Below are 18,979 nucleotides of genomic sequence, written 5' to 3' on the forward strand. Positions count from 1 at the left end.
GGCGGAGGTCGGCTTCCCGCCGGCCACGCATCTCGCCGCTCGCGACGGTGCCGAGGCCGACGTCCGGGCCGTCGCGGACGCCGCCGCCCTGCCCGACGGTGCCGAGGTGCTCGGCCCCGTCGACCTCCCGCCCGGGGTGCGGATCCCCGGCGCCCCCGACGAGGGCCCGCCGCCGCAGCGGCTGCTGGTGCGCGTCGCGCGGCGGGAGGGACGCGCGCTCGCGCGAGCCCTGTTCCTGGCGCAGGTCGGACGGAGCCTGCGTCGCGAGGGCGCCCCCGTTCGCATCCAGATCGACCCACTGCGGATCGGCTGACGGACCGGCCGGCGTCCGCCGGGGATCAGAGGTGCGCGAGCGCCCGGACGGGGTCCTCCACGTAGTCGGCGAACAGTCGCAGGAAGCCGCCCGCCTCGCCGCCGTCGCACACGCGGTGATCGAAGGCGAGGGAGATCTGGGCGACTTTGCGGACGACGATCGCGCCGTCGACCACCCAGGGCCGATCGATGATCCGGCCGATGCCCAGTATCGCCGCCTCGGGGTGGTTGATGATCGGCGCGGAGCCGTCGACGCCGAAGACGCCGTAGTTGTTGAGGGTGAAGGTGCCCCCGGTGAGCCGCGCCGGCGGCAGCTTGCCGTCCCGGGCGAGGGCGGTGATCTCCGTCAGCCGCCGCGCGAGCTCCACCGTCGGCAGGGCGTCGGCGTCGGCGATCACGGGCACGACCAGGCCCCGCGGCGTCTGCGCCGCGATTCCGAGCTGCACCCGTCCGTGCTGCACGATCTGCCGGCGATCGGCGTCGACGGAGGAATTGAGCTGCGGGTACCGCCGCAACGCCGCGACCGCCAGGCGGGCGAGGAGCGCGAGCAGGCTCACCCGCTCGGTGTCCGGGAGCGTCGCGTTCATCGCGGCCCGCGCCGCCAGCAGCGCGGTGGCGTCCACGTCGACCCAGGTGGTGGCCTCCGGGATCTCGCGCCGGCTCGTGGCGAGCTTGTCCGCGACGGTCTTGCGGAGGCCGTTGAGCGGGATCCGCACGTCGCTCCGGGAAGCCGCGGGCGCGGGACCCGACGGCGCGGTCGTCGCGGCGAGCGCGGCGTCGACGTCGGCCCGGCGGATGACGCCGCCCACGCCCGACGGCCGCACTGTGGCGAGGTCCACCCCGTGCTCGCGGGCGAGGTCGCGCACGACGGGCGAGATGACGCGGGTGACGGTCGGCGCCGCCTGTTCGCGGGGCGGGGCGGGGGCGGTATCCCGGGTCGCCGCGGGGTCGGCGGCGCGCTCCGGGGCCGCCGCGCGCCGCCGGCGGGCGGGCTTGTCCGCGCTCGTCCCGTAGCCGATGAGCACGTTCCCCGAGGGCTCGTCGAGGGGCGGGGCGGCCGTCGTCGTCGGGCCCGCGACGCCCACGGAGATGAGCGGCGCACCGACGCGCAGCGTCTCGCCCGGCGCGCCGTGCAGGGCGGTGACGGTGCCCGCGAACGGGACCGGCACCTCGACCGCGGCCTTGGCGGTCTCGACCTCGACGACCACCTGGTCGACGGTCACGGTGTCGCCGACGCGGACACGCCAGGACAGGACGTCGGCCTCGGTCAGTCCCTCGCCGAGGTCGGGGAGGAGGAAGATCTGATCGCTCACGGTGCCACCGCCCAGCGGGCGTCGACCCGGTCGTCCCACTGCAGCCGGTCGACGGCGTCCAGGACCCGGTCGACGCCTGGTAGGTGCAGCCGTTCGAGCTTCGGTGGGGGATAGGGGATGTCGAGTCCGCTCACCCGCAGCACCGGGGCGTGCAGGTGATGGAAACAGCGTTCCTGCACGCGAGCCGCGATCTCGGCCCCGAGACCCGCGAAGCCCTGCGCCTCCTGCACCACCACGCACCGCCCCGTGCGCCGCACCGATGCCGTCACGGTCTCGTCGTCAAACGGGACGAGGGTGCGCAGATCGACCACCTCGAGCGAGAGACCCTCCGCCGCAGCGGCCTCCGCGGCGTCGAGCGCCACGTCCACCGAGGGGCCGTACGCGACGAGCGTCGCGTCCGTGCCCGCGCGCCGCACGACCGCCCGGCCCAGCGGCGCGCCGATCGTGAGATCGGTCTCCGCCGAGGCGAAGTAGAGGCGCTTGGGTTCGAGGAGGACGACGGGGTCGGGATCGTCGATCGCACGCCGCAGCAGGGTGTACGCGTCGTCGACGGTGGCGGGCGCCGCGACCTTCAGGCCGGGCGTGTGCACGTAGTAGGCCTCGCTGGAATCGCAGTGGTGCTCCACGCCGCCGATGCCGCCGGCGTAGGGCACGCGGATCACCATCGGCACCGAGAGGGCTCCGCGGGTGCGATTGCGCAGCTTGGCGACGTGCGAGACGATCTGCTCGAACGCGGGGTAGGCGAAGGCGTCGAACTGCATCTCGACCACGGGCTTGTAGCCCGCCATGGTCATGCCGATGGCGAAGCCGACGATGCCCGACTCCGCGAGCGGCGTGTCGAAGCAACGGTAGGCGCCGAACTCGCTGGTCAGGCCGTCGGTGACGCGGAAGACGCCGCCGAGCGTGCCGACGTCCTCGCCGAAGACGACCACGTCGGGGTTCGCGGCGAGGGCATCGCGCAGGGCCGTGTTCAGGGCCTGGGCCATGGTGTGTCGGGGCATGTCTCAGTCCTCCCGGTTGTCCGCCGCAGCGGCGAGCTCGGCCTCCACCTGCGCCTGCTGCTCGCGCAGCTGCGGGGTGGGTTCGGCGTAGACGTGGCGGAACAGGTCCGCGGGGTCGACGGGGCGGTCGGCGTTCATCCGGGCGCGCAGGTCCGCGGCGGCGGCCTCGGCCTCGTCGGCGACCGCGGCGACGACGGCGTCGTCGATCCGGCCGCGCGTCCGCAGGTGCGTCTCGAGCCGGGTGATCGGGTCGCGCCGGACCCACTCCTCGACCTCTGCGGACGAGCGGTAGCGGGTCGCGTCGTCGGCGTTGGTGTGCGCGTCGATCCGGTAGGTGTGCGCCTCGACGATCACCGGACCGTTGCCGGAACGCACGTAGTGGGCCGCCTCCTGCATCACGCCGAGCATGGCGATCGGGTCGTTGCCGTCGACCTGCTCGGAGCCGATGCCGTAGCCCACGCCCTTGTGTGCCAGGCTCGGGGCGGCGGTCTGCCGGGAGAGCGGCACGCTGATCGCGAAACCGTTGTTCTGCACCAGGAAGACCACCGGGGCGTGGAAGACGGCGGCGAAGTTGAGCGCCTCGTGGAAATCGCCCTCGCTGGTGCCGCCGTCGCCGCACAGCGCGAGTGCGATGGTGTCGGTGCCGCGCAGGTGCTCGCCGTGCGCCACGCCCGCGGCGTGCAGGAGCTGCGTGGCGAGGGGGGTGCACTGCGGTGCGGTCCGCAGGGCGGCCGGGTCGTAGCCGCAGTGCCAGTCGCCGGCCAGCAGGGTCAGCACCTGCACCGGGTCCACGCCGCGGGCGGCGAGCGCCACCGAGTCGCGGTACGTCGGGAACATCCAGTCCGTCGGGCGCAGGCACATCGCGGCGGCGATCTGGCAGGCGTCCTGGCCGCGGGAGGACGGGTAGACGGCGAGCCGGCCCTGCTTCGTCAGCGCCGTGGCCTGCGCGTCGAACCGCCGTCCCAACACCATGCGGCGGTACATCTCGACCAATCGGTCGTCGTCGGGGTGCGGGTAACGCGCGTGCGAATCGGTGAGCTCGCCCGCCTCGTCGAGGTACTGCACGGGCGTGTCGGCCGGAAGGAACTTCCGGTACGTCGGCTCGCCCGCGAGGTCGCTGATAGTGGTCATGTCGTCCTCCCTGGTCCGGGTGCTCATGAGAGTGGCACCGGCGGACGGAGTTCGCGGTGACGCCGGTATGTGCGAGACGAAGGACGTACTGTGAGCAGAATTCGGCGCCGATCGTCCGTGATTCGGGCGCCCAATCGGACTGAGGTGGACGGATGGCGTACGGTGCCGAGCACCCGGATCTCGACGACTTCGACCGGCGGATCCTGGAGGTGCTCGCCGAGGACGGACGGATCTCCATGCGCGCGCTCGCCGAGCGCGTGCACGTCTCGCGCGCCAACGCCTACGTGCGCGTGGAACGACTGGAGCGGACCGGGGTCCTGCGCGGCTACACGGTCCGGGTCGACCACGCGCGCGCCGGGTACGGCACCTCCGCGTACATCGCCCTGTCGATCCGCCAGGACGCGTGGGAGGGCGTCGCCGAGCACTTGCGCGAGCTGCCCTACGTGGAGCACTTCGCCCTGGTCGGCGCGGATTTCGACGTGGTGCTCCTGGTGCGGACGCCGGACAACGCCGCCCTGCGCGATGTGGTGCTGGTCCGGCTGCAGGCGCTCGAGGGCGTGCGTTCGACCCGCACGTGGCTGGTCTTCGAGGAGGCCGACGGCCCCGGCGCGCTCTCCGAGCGGGCCTAGTCGACGCCGAGCGCGAGCATCGCGTCGGCGAGTCCCGTCACTCGCGCGGCCGGAACTCGTCGACGTAGCCCAGGATCGCCTTCTGGACGGCGGGCCAGTACCGGTTCTGGGACTGCGAGGGGAGGTAGACGTTGTGCCCGGCATCGGGTAGCAGCACCGTCTCGCCGCGGCCGCCCTTGGCCTTCAGTGCGGCGACGAAGGCCTCGCATCCGGCGGGACGGACGACGCGGTCCGCGGTGCCGTTGAAGCACGTCACCGGGACCGCGGGGTTGATGTTCTGGATCGGATCGGCCACGGCGAACTGCTGCGGGAACTCGTCGGGCAGGCCGAGGAACAGGCGCGTGTTGACGTTGCCGTCGGCCACCGCACGACGCATGTCGAGCACGCCGCCCATCGAGACCACCGCGGCGGGGGTGACCGCGGGCACGCTGCCCATCGCGCCCGGCGTGAGCATCGAACGGGCGGAGGCCCACACGGCGAGTTGGCCGCCCGCGGAGTGCCCGGCGACGACCACGTCCTTCAGGTCCAGGTTCGGCGCGTGCTGCGCCTTCACCGTCTGCAGGAAGTCGATCGCCGCTGCCGTGTCGGTGAGGGTCACGGGGTAGCCGCCGCCCGCCCCGATCCGGCGGTACTCGACGTTCCAGACGGCGACGCCGTGGCTGACGAGCGAGCGCGCCATCTCGGACATCGACTCCGCCGTCGACGGCGTGCGCCAGCCGCCGCCGTGCAGGAGCACCACGACGGGGATCTGGGCGGGGAGCTCGATCGTCGTGCGCGCGCTGAGTGGACCGCCCGACGGGTTCTGCTGCAGCGCAGGATTGGCCGGCAGGTACAGCTCGCCGTAGTTCTGTGCGGGATCCGGGGCGCCGTCCGGAGTGGGGTAGACGATGCGCTGCGGCGCCGTGACCGGGAACGTGCCGACCACCGCGGCCGGGTTCGTCGGGGGGTACGACGTGGAGGGAGCCGCCGGTGCCGTCGACGACAGAGCACCCGTTCCACTCTGCACGGTGGTGGTGCATGCCGTGCCGAAGAGCACGGAAAGGCATACGGCGGCACCGACCAGCGGCCGCCGGGCGCGCGCGAACAGCACGTCGACCCTCTCTCGCCCGGCGGGGCGGTTCGTGGCGTTTCTGTCGGGAATCCTAAGGCAACCCTCGCTCGCACTGCCACCGCGGGCGCGCCGCTGTGACCGGTGCGCGTGCCCTGTGGCCGGTCCGGGCTGGATAATGGGGGAATGAGTGTGCTCCCCGTTCGCATCTATCCCGACCCCGTCCTGCGTACCCCCGCGGACGAGGTGACGGTCTTCGACGCCGACCTCGCACGCCTGGTGGACGACATGATCGACACGATGCACCACCACAACGGCGTCGGCCTGGCCGCGCCGCAGGTGGGCGTGAGCAAGCGGGTGTTCGTGTACGCCTGCGGCGGGCGCGAGGGGCACCTGATCAACCCGGTCTGGCGCGCCGTCGGCGACGAGCTGCAGACCGCGGCCGAGGGGTGCCTGTCGATCCCGGAGGTGCGCGGCGAATGCACGCGCCACCTGCACGTCGTGGCCGAGGGTGTCGACCTCACCGGGGCGCCGGTGACCCTCGAGGCCACCGAGCTCCTGGCGCGCTGCATCCAGCACGAGAGCGACCATCTCGACGGCGTCTTGTACCTCAGTAGGCTCGCCCCCGAGGAGCGCAAGGCCGTGATGTGCGTCATCCGCAGCTCCCCGTGGTTCACGGACCCGGCCGCCACGCTCGCCGCCGGCGCGGGGGGCCGCGCCTGATGCGGCTCCTCTTCGCGGGCACCCCCGAGCCCGCCGTGCCGGCGCTGCGCGCTCTCCTCGCCTCCGACCACGAGGTCGTCGGCGTGCTCACCCGTCCCGACGCCCGCTCCGGGCGAGGCCGTGGCGTGCGGCGCTCGCCCGTCGGGCAGGTCGCCGACGAGGCGGGGATCCCGGTGCTCACACCCGCGACCCTGCGCGACCCGGAGGCGCGGGCGGCGATCGTCGATCTGGCGCCGGAGTGCTGCCCGGTGGTCGCCTACGGCGGGATGATCCCGCCCGACCTGCTGGACGTGCCCGACCACGGGTGGATCAACCTGCACTTCTCGTTGCTCCCCGCGTGGCGCGGCGCCGCTCCGGTGCAGGCGGCGCTCGAGGCCGGCGACGAGGTGACCGGCGCCTCCACGTTCCGCATCGAAGCGGGCCTCGACACCGGTCCGGTCTTCGGCGTGCTCACGGAGCGGATCCGCTCCGACGACACCGCGACGGTGCTGCTCGCGCGCCTCGCCGAGCACGGCGCGGAGCTGCTCACCCGCACCGTCGACGGGGTGGCGGCCGGCGCCCTGCAGGCCCAGCCGCAGTCCGCGGACGGCGTCTCGCACGCGCCGAAGGTCACCGTCGACGCCGCGCGCGTGCGCTTCGACCTGCCCGCCGGTGCCGTGGACCGGCACATCCGTGCCATGACCGATGCGCCCGGCGCATGGGTGCCGCTCGGGGACGCGCGGCTCAAGCTCGGTCCCGCGGTCGTCGCCCCCGAGGCGGAGCGCCTCGCGCCCGGCGAGCTGCGCGTCGGCAAGCGCGAGGTCCACGTGGGCACCGCCACGGCGCCGCTGCGGCTCGGCACCGTGCAACCGCCCGGCAAGAAGCCCATGCCCGCCGCCGACTGGGCGCGGGGCGCCAGGGCCGAGTCCGGCACGATCCTCGGCGCCGACCGGTGACCGATCCCGCGCGGAGCGCCGCGCTCGAGACCCTCGCCGCCGTCCGCGAGCGCGGCGCCTACGCCAACCTCGTGCTGCCGGGCCTGCTCCGGGACAAGCGGCTCACGGGCCGCGACGCCGCCTTCGCGACCGAGCTCACCTACGGCACCTGCCGCGCCCAGGGGCTGCTCGACGCGGTGATCGAAGACGCCTCGGGACGTCCGGTCGCCGAGATCGACGGTCCGGTGCTGGACGCGCTTCGACTGGGCGTCTACCAGCTGCTGCGCACCCGGGTGGGGGCGCACGCCGCCGTCTCCGAGACGGTGGACGCGGTCAAGGCCACGTCCGGCCGTGGCGCCTCCGGTTTCACCAACGCGGTCCTGCGGAAGGTCTCCAAGGATGACGAGGACACCTGGGTCGCCCGCGTGGCCCCCTCGGCCGCGGACGACCTGCTCGGGCACCTGGCCGTGCAGTACGCCCACCCGCGCTGGATCGCCCAGGCCTTCTGGGATGCGCTCCGCGCCAACGGGATAAGGTCGATGGGGCAGCTGCAGGCGCTGCTTGCCTCCGACGATTCCCGGCCGCCCGTGCATCTCGTCGCGCGCCCGGGGGAGATCTCGGCGGAGGAGCTCGCGCTCATCGTCGAGGGGGAGACGGGCGGGCTCTCGCCCTACGCGGTGTACTTGCCCGGCGGCGACCCCGGCGCGCTCGAGCCCGTCCGCGACGGCCTCGCGGGGGTGCAGGACGAGGGGTCGCAGCTGGTGGCCCGCGCCGCGGCCGTCGCGCCGCTCGAGGGTCCCGACGGCGGCCGCTGGCTCGACCTGTGCGCCGGGCCGGGTGGGAAGGCCGCGCTGCTCGGCTCGCTCGCCTCGATCGACGGGGCCCGCGTCGACGCGGTCGAGCCCGCGGAGCACCGCGCGGAGCTGGTGCGCAAGGCGGTGCGCGGGCTCCCCGTCGACGTGCACGTCGCCGACGGCCGCGCGTCGGGGTTGGAGCCCGGCTACGACCGCGTGCTGGTCGACGCGCCGTGTTCGGGCATCGGCGCGCTGCGCCGGCGGCCCGAGGCGCGGTGGCGCAAGCAGCCGAGCGATGTCGCGGGTCTGACGGTACTGCAGCGCGAGCTGCTCGCCGCGGCCGCGGCCCTGACCCGGCCGGGCGGCGTCGTGCTCTACGCGACCTGCTCGCCGCACGTGGCTGAGACGCTCGGCATCGTCGGCGACGACGAGCTCCTCGCGTCCGCCGGACTGGAGCGCATCGACACCCGCCCCCTGGTCCCGGAGACAGGCCTGCCGCTGGGTGAGGGCCCGCACGTCCAGCTCTGGCCGCACCTCCACGGCACCGACGCCATGTTCTTCCAGGCCCTCCGCAAACGCTAACCCGATTGAACGACGTTCTGGAGTTTCCGACCTGCGGTTTTACTCTCCAGAACGTCGTTCAATCGGTGGATCTTCGGGAGTTTGAGGGGCGGGACGGTCGGCGACGGTCCCTGCCAGCCTCGGGTGCGTAGCTCGCGGGCGATGCGGTCGAGGAACGCCGCCCGGCCGCTCAGCAGCATCGGCGACGTCACGCGGATGATCGTCCACTGCTGTCCGGTGATCGCGTTCCATCGCGCGATGTCGATGCGCTGCTGCTCACCCGACCGGTGGTAGCCACCGTCGTACTCGATGGCGACGCGATACCGCGCCGAGCCCAGATCGACGTGGAACGGCGTCCCCGGGACCGGCTGTTGAGGGCGGAAGAAGTCGAGGCCCGATCGATGGACGACGAGGCGGGAGTACGTCTCCCAGGGGAGTGCGCGCCATTGCTGGCCTCGGCCACGACGGCGCGGACCCGGTTCGCTCCGTACAGGCCGGGATGTGCGTCGAGGTAGGCGAGAAGGGCGGCCTTCGTGGTCAGGGACCTGCCTAGCCGGTCGACGCCGATGAACTGATCGACCCCCACGATCTTCTCGTCACCCTCGGCGAATCGCGCCAGGTCGACGGCGGTGCGAACGATCGATGTGGCGACGTGTCCGGACACGGTGACGACGTCCTCGGCCGGAAGGTGACCGCAGCGCATCATCACGCCGCGTCGCTTCCCCTGTGCGGGGAGCCAGATCTCCGGTCTGTGGCCGGCGGCGTACTCGACGCCGTGCAGAGCCGCGGCGCTCCAGCCGACGAACACGAGATCGGGGTAGGCGAACTCGAGCGCAGCGAGAATGTCGTCGTCCGACGGGTTTGCAGCGCCGTCGTGGCGGATGCCGTGGATGACGGGGGTCGACTCCCGCCGGAGAGCATGCTCGGTCCGGCCCCCGAGGAGTTCCCGCCTGCGTCCCATCACATCAATTGGACGCACCAGCCCTGCGATCGGATCCCCGCCCAATCAATTGAACGACGTTCTGGAGTTTCCGACCTGCGGTTTTACTCTCCAGAACGTCGTTCAATTGCGAGGAGGGGGTGGCTCAGGCCTTGAGGACGCCGCCCTTGGTGAATTCCTGGGCGCCGTTCTTGGCGTCGCCCTTCGGGTAGCCCATGCCGAAGGCGCCGCCGCCCTTGACCCACTGGTCCTTGATCTTGCCAGAGACGACGTGCGCGCCGTTCTCGGGCGACCAGACGATCGAGCCGTTCTGGAAGTCGTTGTAGGCGCCCGCGACGGAGCCGGCGGTCGGACCGCCGACGGAGAGCTCGCTCATCAGCGGGAAGCCCAGCTTGCCGGTGGGGCCGCCCTCCTTGAGGTAGACATCGCGGATCGCACCGGTGACGCCTGCCGCCCTGCCGCCGTTGACCTTCGGGTTCCAGTAGATGGTGCCCTTGGTGAACTCCTGCGCCTTCGCGCCGCCCGCGACGTCCTTCTCGACGCCGAGGGGCTGGCCGTACTTCTTCTGGCCGCCGTCCTTGGTGAAGGTGTCGTTGATCGCGCCGGTGACCGCGAACTTGAGCGGCTCGTCGGGCTTGGTGTCGGCTGCGGGGGTGGTCGCCGCGGCTTGACCGGCGAGCAGTTGGCCGAGGAGCTTCTGCGCGTTCGGGTCGCTGCCGAACATCTTCATCAGCGTCGCCACGTCGGTGGTCGGGAGCTGGCCGGTCGCGAGGATCTGCTGGACACCGGGCGTCTTCGCCAGCTCGGCCAGCGCGGGCTGCGCGGAAGCGGGAACCGCGTTGGCGGTGGAGACCAGCGGGGTGCCCGCTGCGGCCGGTGCGGGCGCGGCAGGTGCGGCGGCGGGCGGTGCCGCAGGTGCGGCGGGGGCCGCCGCGGGCGCGACGGGGACCGCGGGTACGGCCGGCGCGACGGGATCGGCCATGGCGGGTGCCGCGGCGACGAGGGCAGCCGCGGCGACAGCGACGAACGTGGTCACGGTGGTGCGTGCGATCCGCATGACGACCTCTCAACAATCGGTGACACGAGAGTTACCCGTGTGGTTGATGAGGCTGATGTTACTAGAGTGACAAATGGAACACAACGACGACGCGATGCGCGTGTGTGAATCCTCGGCCGACGCAGTCGCGCCGCCGCCCCGGCCTCGTGTGCTCGCCGGACCGCGCACCCACAGACGTAGAATCCGACGCATGTCTTCGCCGATGATCGCGCCGTCCATTCTCTCCGCCGACTTCGCCCGACTCGGGGCCGAAGTGGAGGCCGTCGGTGGGCCCGAGGGTGCCGACTGGGTGCACGTCGACGTGATGGACAACCACTTCGTGCCGAACCTCACGCTGGGCCTCCCGGTGGTCGAGAGCCTGCTCAAGGCCACGACGATCCCGCTGGACTGCCACCTCATGATCGACGATCCCGGCCGCTGGGCGCCGCCGTACGCCGAGGCGGGCGCGTACAACGTGACCTTCCACGCCGAGGCCACCGACGATCCCGTCGCCGTCGCCAAGGACATCCGCGCCGCCGGCGGCAAGGCCGGCCTCGCGATCAAACCCGGCACCGCCTTCGAGCCCTACATCGAGATCCTCGCCAGCTTCGACACACTGCTGGTCATGAGCGTCGAGCCCGGCTTCGGCGGGCAGTCGTTCATCGCCGACGTGCTGGAGAAGGTCCGGGCCGCGCGCCGCCTCGTCGACTCCGGTGAGCTGCGCCTGCTCGTCGAGATCGACGGCGGCATCAACGCCGACACCATCGAGCAGGCCGCCGCGGCGGGCGTCGACTGCTTCGTGGCCGGCTCCGCCGTGTACAACGCCGCCGACCCCGCCGAGGCGCTGCTCAAACTCCGCGCCCAGGCCGCCGCCGTCCCGCGCCCCTGACCGTGGACCTGCAGGCCGCGCTCGCCCTGGCTGTCGAGGAGTCGGCGCCCGCCCGCGGGATCAGTACGCCCAACCCGCCCGTCGGCGCCGTCATCCTCGCGGCCGACGGCACCCTCGCCGGACGGGGCCGCACGGCTCCCGCGGGCGGCCCGCACGCCGAGGTCGTGGCCCTGGCCGACGCGGGAGAGGCCGCACGCGGCGGCACCGCCGTCGTCACCCTCGAACCGTGCGACCACACCGGCCGCACCGGGCCCTGCACGCAGGCGCTGATCGCCGCCGGGATCGCTCGCGTCGTGTACGCCGCCGCCGACCCGGACCCCGTCGCCGCCGGGGGAGCGCGCACCCTCCGCGCCACCGGGGTCGAGGTCGAGCACCTCGCCGTCGAGCCGTGGCCCCTGACCGAGTGGCTGTTCCGGCAGCGTCACGGCCGCCCGATGGTCACCGCCAAGCTGGCGGCCACCGTCGACGGCCGGATCGCGGCTCCCGACGGCACCAGTCAATGGATCACGGGGCCCGCCGCGCGCCGCCGCGCGCACGCCGAACGGGCCCAGCTCGACGCGATCATCGTGGGCACCGGCACCGTCCTCGCCGACGACCCCGCCCTCACCGCCCGCGCTGCCGACGGTGCGCCGCTCGCACACCAACCGACCCGGATCGTTCTGGGGGAGCGGGAGATCCCCGCCGATGCGAAGGTGCTCACCGGGCCGGGAGAGGCGCGTCTGGTCCGCGGACGAGACCCGCGCGCCGCGCTCGAGGCCGCCGGCGGTGCCCTGCACGTCCAGGTCGAGGGCGGCGCCACGGTGATCGGCGCCTTCGTCGCCGCCGGCCTCGTGGACCGCGTCCAGGCCTACATCGCCCCGGTCCTGCTCGGCGCCGGGCTGCCGGCCCTGACGGTGCCGGGCGTGGGAACTCTCGCCGACGGGACCCGGTTCCGCCTGGACACCGTCGAGCGGCTCGGCGACGACCTGCTGGTCACCCTGTTGCGTTCCGAATGAGCCCAATACTTGGGGTCGCGGACGGTGAGTGCTAGGTTCGGAGGCGGAAGTTCTCAGGGCGGGGTGCGATTCCCCACCGGCGGTGATGGACTCCGGGCGATCCCGGTGTCCGAGCCCGCGAGCGCCCCGCCGCGAGGCGGGGGTCAGCAGATTCCGGTGCGATCCCGGAGCCGACGGTCATAGTCCGGATGAAAGAGAACTACGCGGATGTATCCCGCGTCGTCGTGCCGCCCTGAGGCCGAGAGCGCCAGGAGCGGGAAGATGTTCACGGGCATCGTCGAAGAGTTGGGCGTGATCACCGCCCGCGAGGACCTCCCGGATGCGGCGCGTTTCACGGTCCAGGGCGAGCTCGTCACCTCCGATGCGAAACATGGCGATTCGATCGCCGTCAACGGCGTCTGCCTCACGGTCGTCACCGTCGAGGGCGGCACCTTCACCGCCGATGTCATGGAGGAATCGCTCCGTCGCAGCTCGCTGCGCAAGCTCGGCCCCGGCGACCGGGTGAACCTCGAGCGCGCCGCCGCCGTGAACTCCCGCCTCGGTGGCCACATCGTGCAGGGCCACGTCGACGGCACCGGGTCCGTCCTGAGCCTGAGCCCCTCCGAGCACTGGACCGTCGTGCGACTCGCCCTGCCGGAGGATCTCGCCCGCTACGTCGTCGAGAAGGGGTCCGTGACGATCGACGGGGTCTCGCTCACCGTCTCCGCACTGGGACAGGGGGTGACCGGCGACGATGCGCAGCACTGGTTCGAGGTCTCGCTCATCCCCACCACCCTCGCGCTCACCAACCTCGGCGGGGCCGAGCCAGGCACCGTCGTCAACCTCGAAGTGGATATCGTCGCCAAGTACGTCGAGCGCCTGACCGGATTCGCCGGGCGTGGGGAGGAGAAGTAGCCATGACCAGGTTCGATTCCATCGAGCGCGCCATCGAGGACATCGCTGCAGGTAAGGCCGTCGTCGTGGTCGACGACGAGGACCGGGAGAACGAGGGCGACCTCATCTTCGCCGCGGAGAAGGCGACGCCCGAGTTGGTGGCCTTCATGGTGCGCTACACCTCCGGCTACCTGTGCGTGCCGCTCGACGGCGCCACCTGCGACAAGCTGGGGCTTCCGCCCATGTACTCCACCAACCAGGACAAGCACGGCACGGCCTACACCGTCACCGTCGATGCTAAGGCGGGCGTGGGCACCGGCATCTCCGCAGCCGACCGCGCCACCACGATGCGAGCGTTGGCCGATCCGAGCTCGACGGTGGCCGACTTCACCCGCCCCGGGCACGTCGTGCCGCTGCGGGCCAAGGACGGCGGTGTGCTGCGCCGCCCCGGCCACACCGAGGCCGCCGTCGACCTCGCGACCCTGGCGGGCCTCGCGCCCGCCGGCGTGATCTGCGAAATCGTCTCCGAGAAGGACCCCGGCGGCATGGCCAAGTCCGACGAGCTGCGCGTCTTCGCCGACGACCACGGCCTCGCCATGATCTCCATCGCCGACATGATCGCCTGGCGCCGCAAGCACGAGAAGCACGTCGTGCAGGTGGCCTCCGCGCGCATCCCCACCCGCTACGGCGACTTCCAGGCCGTCGGCTACACCTCGATCTACGACGATGTCGAGCACGTCGCGCTGGTCAAGGGCGACATCACCGCCGACGACGGTGCCGACGTGCTCGTCCGCGTGCACAGCGAGTGTCTCACCGGCGACGTCTTCGGCTCGCTGCGCTGCGACTGCGGCCCCCAGCTGGATGCCGCCATGGAGCTGGTGGCCCAGGAGGGGCGCGGCGTCGTGCTGTACATGCGCGGGCACGAGGGGCGCGGCATCGGCCTCATCCACAAGCTGCAGGCCTACCAGCTGCAGGACGGCGGCGCCGACACCGTGGACGCGAACCTGCAGCTCGGCCTGCCCGCCGATGCCCGCGACTACGGCCTCGGGGCGCAGATCCTGGTGGACCTCGGCATCACGTCGATGCGCCTGCTCACCAACAACCCGGCGAAGCGCGTCGGCCTCGACGGCTACGGCTTGCAGATCACTGAGCGGGTCGCCATGCCGCCGCGCGCCAACGCCGAGAACATCCACTACCTGCGCACCAAGCGCGACCGCATGGGGCACGACCTGCGCGGCCTCGACCACTTCGACCAGGGAGGTACCGCGTGAGCGGCGCTGGAATCCCCGACATCCAGCTCGAGGACGCGGCTGATCTCCGGCTCGCCGTCGTCGCCTCCCGCTGGCACGACACCGTGTGCGAGGCGCTCCTCGCGGGCGCGCTCCGTACCGCGGAAGGCGCGGGCGTGCGGCACGTCACCGTCGAGCGGGTCGCGGGCGCCGTCGAGCTGCCCGTCGTGGCGCAGGAGCTGACGAGGAACCACGACGCGGTGGTGGCGCTGGGCGTCGTGATCCGCGGCGGCACCCCGCACTTCGAGTACGTCTGCGACGCGCTCACCGCGGGCCTGCTGCGGGTCTCGCTCGACGCCGGCGTCCCCGTCGGCAACGGCGTGCTGACCACCAACACGGAGGCGGAGGCCCTCGATCGCGCGGGACTGCCCGGCTCCGCCGAGGACAAGGGTGAGCAGGCCGCGGCCGCGGCCCTCGACACCGCGCTCACGCTGCGCAGGCTGCGGGGTGACGGATGAGCCGCATCGCCCTGGTGCAGGCGACCTGGCACCGGAACATCGTCGACCGGGCCCGGGACGGCTTCGTCGCCGAGTGGGCACGCCTCGGCCACGACGGTGCCGACGTCGACGTCTTCGAGGTGCCCGGAGCGTACGAGATCCCGCTCACCGCGAAGCGGCTCGCCGTCACCGGGCGCTACGCGGCCGTCGTCGCCGCCGCGCTGGTCGTGGACGGCGGCATCTACCGGCACGAGTTCGTCGCGACCGCCGTCCTCGACGGCCTCATGCGCGTGCAGCTGGACACCGACGTCCCCGTGTTCTCCGTGGTACTCACACCGCACCACTTCCACGAGCACGACGAGCACACCGCCTACTTCGAGCGGCACTTCGTCGGCAAGGGCGCCGAGGCGGCGCGCGCCGTCGACGCCACCCTGACCCTGCACGCGACGCTGCCGACCGCTTGACCGCCGCGGGGCCGCACGGGACGCCGGGGCCGCCGGTGACCGGGCGATGTCCGCTTTCCGTAGAATGAGCCCGTGATGACCGACGCCACCACGCAGCCCGTTCTCGAAGTGACCCCGCGCAAGATCAAGATCTACGCCTGGTCGTTCGCCGTGGTGCTCGTCCTCGGCCACGCCTTCGTCGCCTGGCTGCTCAAGGCCGGCGGCGACTCGGGGATCACCTTCAAGACCGGCGACCAGACGGGCATGGTGGTCATCGGAGTCATCCTGGCCTGCGGTGCGCTGCTCTTCGCCCGCCCGCGGCTGCGCCTCGGTCCCGACGGGGTGACGGTGCGGAACCTCCTCAACGAGAACACCTATCCGTGGGACGTCGTCGAGGGGTTCACGTTCCCGGAGGGGGCGCAGTTCGCGCACCTCGAACTGCCGCGCGACGAGTTCGTCGCGATCTGGGCCATCCAGGCCCGGGACGGCGAACTCGCGGTGCAGTCGTTGCACCGTGTCCGCGAGGTCGCCGCCGCGTACCAGCGCTGAGCCGCTACTTCTCGATCGTGCCGCCGCGTCCGTGCAGCAGGGTCATCAGCTGCGTGAGCTGACCCTCCTGCGCCGCGGTGCGCGCGAAGCTCGTGAGGTTGAGCAGTGGGTTGAAGCGCTTGCGGGCGATGCTCTTGGCGTACGTGAACTCGCGCAGCCCGTCGGGGCCGTGGATGCGGCCGAAGCCCGACTCGCCGACGCCGCCGAAGGGCAGGTTCGGCACGCCCGCGAAGGTGATGATGCCGTTCACCGCGGCCATGCCGGAGCGGATCCGGTCCGCCAGCTCCATGCCGCGGGCCTTCGAGAAGACCGTCGCGGCGAGGCCGTACCGGGTGGCGTTCGCGAGCTCGACCGCCTCATCCATGGTGTCCACCTTGGCGACCGTCACCGTCGGCCCGAAGGTCTCCTCGGTGACCGCGATCGAATCCTCCGGCACGTCGACGAGCACCGTCGGCTGGACGAACCGCTCGCCGACCGCGTCGGCGCCGCCGACGAGGGCGCGGCCGCCACGGGCCAGCGCGTCCTCGATGTGCGAGGCGATGATCCCCAGCTGGCTCGGCATCGTGATCGGCCCGATCTTCGACTCGTCCGAGTCGTTCGCGGTGACCTCGCGGGCCTTGGCCACGAGCTTCTCCAGGAACGGGTCGTAGACGTCCTTGTGCACGTAGACGCGCTCCACGCCGACGCAGGTCTGGCCCGCGTTGGCGAAGGCGCCCCAGGCCGCGGCGTCGGCGGCGGCGTCGAGATCGGCGTCCCGGTCCACGAGGAAGGCGTCCTTGCCGCCGGCTTCGATCACCACGGGCGTCAGCGTCTCGGCGCACGCGGCCATCACCTTCTTGCCCGTGCCGGTCGAGCCGGTGAAGGCCACCTTGTCCACGCCGGACGTGCACAGCGCGTTGCCGGTCTCGCCGAGGCCCGTGACCGCCTGGAGGACGGGGCGGCCGACGGCCTCCTCGAAGGTGCGGGCCAGCCACACGCCCACGCCGGGCGTGTACTCGGACGGCTTGAAGACGACGGCGTTGCCGGCCGCGAGCGCGTAGGCGATCGAGCCCATCGGAGTGAACACCGGGTAGTTCCACGGCCCGATGACGCCGACCACGCCCAGCGGGTGGTAGCGCACCGTCGCCGACTGGTTCGCCATCACCAGGCCCGAGCCGACGCGCCGCGGCCCGAGGACCTTCTTGGCGTTGTTGGCGGCGTACGCCAGGTGGTCGATGCCGAGGGCGGCCTCGAGCAGGGCGTCGCCGTGCGGCTTGCCCGTCTCGTCGTGCACGATCTGCGCCAGCTGGTTGATCCGCCGGGTGATCACACCCTTCCACGTGGTGAGGGCCTTTTTGCGCCCCTCGAAGCCGATCTCCTGCCACCAGTCGGCCTGCTCGCGGGCCCGCGCGACGACGGCGTGCACGTGCTCGGCCGAGTGGATCGGGTAGGTCTCGACCACGTCGCCCGTGCGCGGGTTGAGGGAGTCGAAGGTCTGCGTGTTCGCTGCGGTCATGCTGACTTCCTGATCTCGTCGGCCGCCTTCTCGGCGATCATGATGGTGGGGGCGTTCGTGTTGCCGCGCGGCACGGCGGGCATGACGGAGGCGTCGACCACACGCAGGCCCTCGACCCCGCGGACGCGCAGGTGGGGATCGACGACCGCATCGTCGTCGGTGCCCATGCGGCACGTGCCGACGGGGTGGAACAGCGTCTGCGTGTAGTTCGCGATGAGCGCGCGGATCTCGTCCTCCGACGGGTCGTCGGCGATGTGCCAGGGCTTGCCCAGGTACCGGGCGAGCGGGCCCTGGTGCGCGATCTCCAGCACGGCGCGTACTCCGGCGACCATCGCTTCGGCGTCCGCGGCGGCGTCGTAGTAGTTCGGTTCGAGAGCCGGCTTGAAGTTCGGGTCCGCAGAGCGCAGCCGCAGCGTCCCGCGGCTGGCGACGTCGACCACCGTGGGGCCGAGCATCAGGCCGCGACGGTGCGTCTCGTGCAGGAGGTTGTCGTAGACGCCCGCCGGCATGACGTGGAGCTGCAGGTCGGGGTGCTCGAGATCCTCCCGGGACCGGAGGAACGCGCCCGACTCCGCGCCGTTCGACGCGAGCGGGCCCGTGCCCGTCACCTTCCAGCGCAGCAGGTTGCCGAGGTCCTGCTTCTCCAGCAGGTCGTAGCTGCCGTGCACGTCGAAGTCGACGGGGACCATCGGATGGTCGTGCAGGTTCGCGCCGACGCCCGGAAGTGCCGACCGGACGTCGATACCGTGCTCGGCGAGATGCTCCGCCGGGCCGATACCCGAAAGCATCAGCAGCTGAGGCGAATTGATCGCGCCGCCGCTGACGATCACTTCGCGGCGCGCGCGGAGCGTCTGGTCGGCGCCGCCGGTGCGGATCGTGACTCCCGCGGCGCGGTCACCCTCGAACTCGATGCGCTGGGCCGTGGAGCGGGTCGCGACCGTGAGGTTGGGGCGGCCGCGGTTCGGCTCGAGATACGCCTTGTCGGTGGACCAGCGCCGCCCGCCCTTGCAGGTGACCTGGTACAGGCCCGCGCCGTCCTGCGATGCACCGTTGAAATCGTCGGTGGGTGTGAGCCCCCACGCGACCGCCGAGTCGACGAAGGCGTGCGTCAGCGGGTGGTTGAAGCGCCGGTCCTCCACCGTGAGTGGGCCGTCCGTGCCGTGGAACGGTCCTCCCAGTCGGGTGTTGCCCTCCGCCTTGCGGAAGTACGGCAGCACCTCGTCGAACGACCAGCCCGTCGCGCCCTGCGCGGCCCAGCCGTCGTAGTCGGCGCGGTTGCCGCGGATGTAGATCATCGCGTTGAGCGACGAGCAGCCGCCGAGGGCCTTCATCCGCGGCCAGTACGCTGGGCGGTCGGCCAGGTGCTTCTGCGGGGTGGTGGTGTAGTTCCAATCCCACTTGGTCTTGAACATCGCGGAGAAGGCGAGCGGGATGTGGATCTCGTCCGCGTCCGCCTCGCCGCCCGCCTCGAGGAGCAGGACGGAGACGCCCGGATCCTCCGAGAGCCGCGCTGCCATGACGGCGCCCGCGCTGCCGGCTCCCACCACGATGTAGTCGTACTCGTCCGCCTGCAAACCCGCTCCTCGCGTCGTCCCAGTGCTTGCCCA

19 protein-coding genes, 2 pseudogenes and 1 riboswitch are annotated in these 18,979 nt (G+C 72.3%); of the genes and pseudogenes, 12 read left to right on the top strand and 9 right to left on the bottom strand.

From position 1 onward, the window contains the following. Nucleotides 1–313 (top strand): annotated as a pseudogene (locus FK529_RS16070) (primosome assembly protein PriA); the annotation flags it as partial. Between the two features lie 25 nt (nucleotides 314–338). Here the strand turns inward: FK529_RS16070 and FK529_RS16075 are convergent. The 3 genes from FK529_RS16075 to pdhA are packed head-to-tail and all read right to left on the bottom strand — an operon-like array spanning nucleotide 339 to nucleotide 3,757. Continuing rightward, a complete protein-coding gene (locus tag FK529_RS16075) occupies nucleotides 339–1,625 on the bottom strand; it encodes a dihydrolipoamide acetyltransferase family protein (RefSeq protein WP_146563060.1) in 1,287 nt (428 codons plus the stop codon). After that, nucleotides 1,622–2,626 carry an alpha-ketoacid dehydrogenase subunit beta gene (locus FK529_RS16080; protein ID WP_146563062.1) on the bottom strand — a complete coding sequence of 335 codons (1,005 nt, stop codon included), beginning with the start codon at nucleotides 2,624–2,626 and terminating at the stop codon, nucleotides 1,622–1,624. Before FK529_RS16080 ends, FK529_RS16075 begins: the two co-directional genes overlap by 4 nt. 3 nt (nucleotides 2,627–2,629) lie before the next feature. Continuing rightward, nucleotides 2,630–3,757 carry a pyruvate dehydrogenase (acetyl-transferring) E1 component subunit alpha gene (gene pdhA / locus FK529_RS16085; RefSeq protein ID WP_146563064.1) on the bottom strand — a complete coding sequence of 376 codons (1,128 nt, stop codon included), beginning with the start codon at nucleotides 3,755–3,757 and terminating at the stop codon, nucleotides 2,630–2,632. A 152-nt stretch (nucleotides 3,758–3,909) separates the two neighbouring features. Here pdhA and FK529_RS16090 point away from each other — a divergent pair, with 152 nt between their 5' ends. Next, complete coding sequence (locus FK529_RS16090) at nucleotides 3,910–4,386, top strand: Lrp/AsnC family transcriptional regulator (RefSeq protein WP_146563067.1); 477 nt, start codon at nucleotides 3,910–3,912, stop codon at nucleotides 4,384–4,386. A 37-nt stretch (nucleotides 4,387–4,423) separates the two neighbouring features. On the opposite strand, the gene FK529_RS16095 is transcribed toward FK529_RS16090, so the two are convergent. After that, nucleotides 4,424–5,476, bottom strand: coding sequence for an alpha/beta hydrolase family protein (locus FK529_RS16095; RefSeq protein ID WP_146563069.1), 1,053 nt, complete (start codon nucleotides 5,474–5,476; stop codon nucleotides 4,424–4,426). A gap of 144 nt (nucleotides 5,477–5,620) precedes the next feature. Here FK529_RS16095 and def point away from each other — a divergent pair, with 144 nt between their 5' ends. The 3 genes from def to FK529_RS16110 are packed head-to-tail and all read left to right on the top strand — an operon-like array spanning nucleotide 5,621 to nucleotide 8,447. Next, nucleotides 5,621–6,157: a peptide deformylase gene (gene def / locus FK529_RS16100; protein WP_146563071.1), complete on the top strand. Its 537-nt coding sequence runs from the start codon at nucleotides 5,621–5,623 to the stop codon at nucleotides 6,155–6,157. Continuing rightward, entirely contained in the window at nucleotides 6,157–7,092 is a 936-nt protein-coding gene (locus FK529_RS16105; RefSeq protein WP_146563073.1) for a methionyl-tRNA formyltransferase, read from the top strand. The genes def and FK529_RS16105 overlap by 1 nt, the downstream gene beginning before the upstream one ends. Further along, complete coding sequence (locus FK529_RS16110; protein WP_193559716.1) at nucleotides 7,089–8,447, top strand: RsmB/NOP family class I SAM-dependent RNA methyltransferase; 1,359 nt, start codon at nucleotides 7,089–7,091, stop codon at nucleotides 8,445–8,447. Before FK529_RS16105 ends, FK529_RS16110 begins: the two co-directional genes overlap by 4 nt. Here the strand turns inward: FK529_RS16110 and FK529_RS16115 are convergent. From FK529_RS16115 to FK529_RS16120, 3 genes and pseudogenes are all read right to left on the bottom strand, one after another. Next, nucleotides 8,444–8,764, bottom strand: a complete 321-nt coding sequence (locus tag FK529_RS16115) for an endonuclease domain-containing protein (RefSeq protein ID WP_146563075.1) — start codon at nucleotides 8,762–8,764, stop codon at nucleotides 8,444–8,446. The genes FK529_RS16110 and FK529_RS16115 overlap by 4 nt on opposite strands. A gap of 272 nt (nucleotides 8,765–9,036) precedes the next feature. Then, nucleotides 9,037–9,387, bottom strand: a pseudogene (locus FK529_RS21070) (type IV toxin-antitoxin system AbiEi family antitoxin); the annotation flags it as partial. Between the two features lie 124 nt (nucleotides 9,388–9,511). Next, nucleotides 9,512–10,423 (bottom strand): LGFP repeat-containing protein, encoded by a 912-nt coding sequence (locus tag FK529_RS16120; protein WP_158635139.1) that lies wholly within the window; start codon nucleotides 10,421–10,423, stop codon nucleotides 9,512–9,514. A gap of 190 nt (nucleotides 10,424–10,613) precedes the next feature. Here FK529_RS16120 and rpe point away from each other — a divergent pair, with 190 nt between their 5' ends. The 7 genes from rpe (at nucleotide 10,614) to FK529_RS16160 (ending at nucleotide 15,877) form a co-directional block, all read left to right on the top strand. After that, nucleotides 10,614–11,291, top strand: a complete 678-nt coding sequence (rpe, locus tag FK529_RS16130; RefSeq protein WP_146563081.1) for a ribulose-phosphate 3-epimerase — start codon at nucleotides 10,614–10,616, stop codon at nucleotides 11,289–11,291. A gap of 2 nt (nucleotides 11,292–11,293) precedes the next feature. Beyond that, nucleotides 11,294–12,286, top strand: coding sequence for a bifunctional diaminohydroxyphosphoribosylaminopyrimidine deaminase/5-amino-6-(5-phosphoribosylamino)uracil reductase RibD (ribD, locus tag FK529_RS16135; protein ID WP_146563083.1), 993 nt, complete (start codon nucleotides 11,294–11,296; stop codon nucleotides 12,284–12,286). A 45-nt stretch (nucleotides 12,287–12,331) separates the two neighbouring features. Next, nucleotides 12,332–12,490, top strand: a riboswitch (FMN riboswitch). A gap of 57 nt (nucleotides 12,491–12,547) precedes the next feature. Continuing rightward, entirely contained in the window at nucleotides 12,548–13,180 is a 633-nt protein-coding gene (locus FK529_RS16140; protein ID WP_146563085.1) for a riboflavin synthase, read from the top strand. 2 nt (nucleotides 13,181–13,182) lie between these two features. Beyond that, nucleotides 13,183–14,430: a bifunctional 3,4-dihydroxy-2-butanone-4-phosphate synthase/GTP cyclohydrolase II gene (locus tag FK529_RS16145; protein WP_146563087.1), complete on the top strand. Its 1,248-nt coding sequence runs from the start codon at nucleotides 13,183–13,185 to the stop codon at nucleotides 14,428–14,430. After that, nucleotides 14,427–14,906: a 6,7-dimethyl-8-ribityllumazine synthase gene (gene ribH / locus FK529_RS16150; protein WP_146563089.1), complete on the top strand. Its 480-nt coding sequence runs from the start codon at nucleotides 14,427–14,429 to the stop codon at nucleotides 14,904–14,906. The genes FK529_RS16145 and ribH overlap by 4 nt, the downstream gene beginning before the upstream one ends. Then, the gene (locus FK529_RS16155) at nucleotides 14,903–15,349 is read left to right on the top strand and encodes a 6,7-dimethyl-8-ribityllumazine synthase (RefSeq protein ID WP_146563091.1); all 447 of its coding nucleotides are present in this window, start codon (nucleotides 14,903–14,905) and stop codon (nucleotides 15,347–15,349) included. The genes ribH and FK529_RS16155 overlap by 4 nt, the downstream gene beginning before the upstream one ends. 75 nt (nucleotides 15,350–15,424) lie before the next feature. After that, the gene (locus FK529_RS16160) at nucleotides 15,425–15,877 is read left to right on the top strand and encodes a PH domain-containing protein (protein ID WP_231703143.1); all 453 of its coding nucleotides are present in this window, start codon (nucleotides 15,425–15,427) and stop codon (nucleotides 15,875–15,877) included. A gap of 4 nt (nucleotides 15,878–15,881) precedes the next feature. On the opposite strand, the gene FK529_RS16165 is transcribed toward FK529_RS16160, so the two are convergent. Together FK529_RS16165 and FK529_RS16170 are read right to left on the bottom strand one after the other, a co-directional pair. Further along, nucleotides 15,882–17,372, bottom strand: a complete 1,491-nt coding sequence (locus tag FK529_RS16165; protein ID WP_146563095.1) for an aldehyde dehydrogenase family protein — start codon at nucleotides 17,370–17,372, stop codon at nucleotides 15,882–15,884. Continuing rightward, nucleotides 17,369–18,946: a GMC family oxidoreductase gene (locus tag FK529_RS16170; RefSeq protein WP_146563097.1), complete on the bottom strand. Its 1,578-nt coding sequence runs from the start codon at nucleotides 18,944–18,946 to the stop codon at nucleotides 17,369–17,371. Before FK529_RS16170 ends, FK529_RS16165 begins: the two co-directional genes overlap by 4 nt. Nucleotides 18,947–18,979: the final 33 nt, after the last annotated feature.

Origin of the sequence: Tsukamurella asaccharolytica (assembly GCF_007858435.1) — a bacterium.
GTDB classification, from domain to species: Bacteria; Actinomycetota; Actinomycetes; order Mycobacteriales; family Mycobacteriaceae; genus Tsukamurella; species Tsukamurella asaccharolytica.

Excerpts from the sequence above, each read along its gene's own strand:
- FK529_RS16080 (WP_146563062.1), bottom strand. The coding sequence starts at position 2,626 with ATGCCCCGACACACCATGGCCCAGGCCCTGAACACGGCCCTGCGCGAT.
- pdhA (WP_146563064.1), bottom strand. The coding sequence starts at position 3,757 with ATGACCACTATCAGCGACCTCGCGGGCGAGCCGACGTACCGGAAGTTC.
- FK529_RS16090 (WP_146563067.1), top strand. The coding sequence starts at position 3,910 with ATGGCGTACGGTGCCGAGCACCCGGATCTCGACGACTTCGACCGGCGG.
- def (WP_146563071.1), top strand. The coding sequence starts at position 5,621 with ATGAGTGTGCTCCCCGTTCGCATCTATCCCGACCCCGTCCTGCGTACC.
- FK529_RS16105 (WP_146563073.1), top strand. The coding sequence starts at position 6,157 with ATGCGGCTCCTCTTCGCGGGCACCCCCGAGCCCGCCGTGCCGGCGCTG.
- FK529_RS16120 (WP_158635139.1), bottom strand. The coding sequence starts at position 10,423 with ATGCGGATCGCACGCACCACCGTGACCACGTTCGTCGCTGTCGCCGCG.
- rpe (WP_146563081.1), top strand. The coding sequence starts at position 10,614 with ATGTCTTCGCCGATGATCGCGCCGTCCATTCTCTCCGCCGACTTCGCC.
- FK529_RS16140 (WP_146563085.1), top strand. The coding sequence starts at position 12,548 with ATGTTCACGGGCATCGTCGAAGAGTTGGGCGTGATCACCGCCCGCGAG.
- FK529_RS16145 (WP_146563087.1), top strand. The coding sequence starts at position 13,183 with ATGACCAGGTTCGATTCCATCGAGCGCGCCATCGAGGACATCGCTGCA.
- FK529_RS16155 (WP_146563091.1), top strand. The coding sequence starts at position 14,903 with ATGAGCCGCATCGCCCTGGTGCAGGCGACCTGGCACCGGAACATCGTC.
- FK529_RS16160 (WP_231703143.1), top strand. The coding sequence starts at position 15,425 with ATGACCGACGCCACCACGCAGCCCGTTCTCGAAGTGACCCCGCGCAAG.
- FK529_RS16165 (WP_146563095.1), bottom strand. The coding sequence starts at position 17,372 with ATGACCGCAGCGAACACGCAGACCTTCGACTCCCTCAACCCGCGCACG.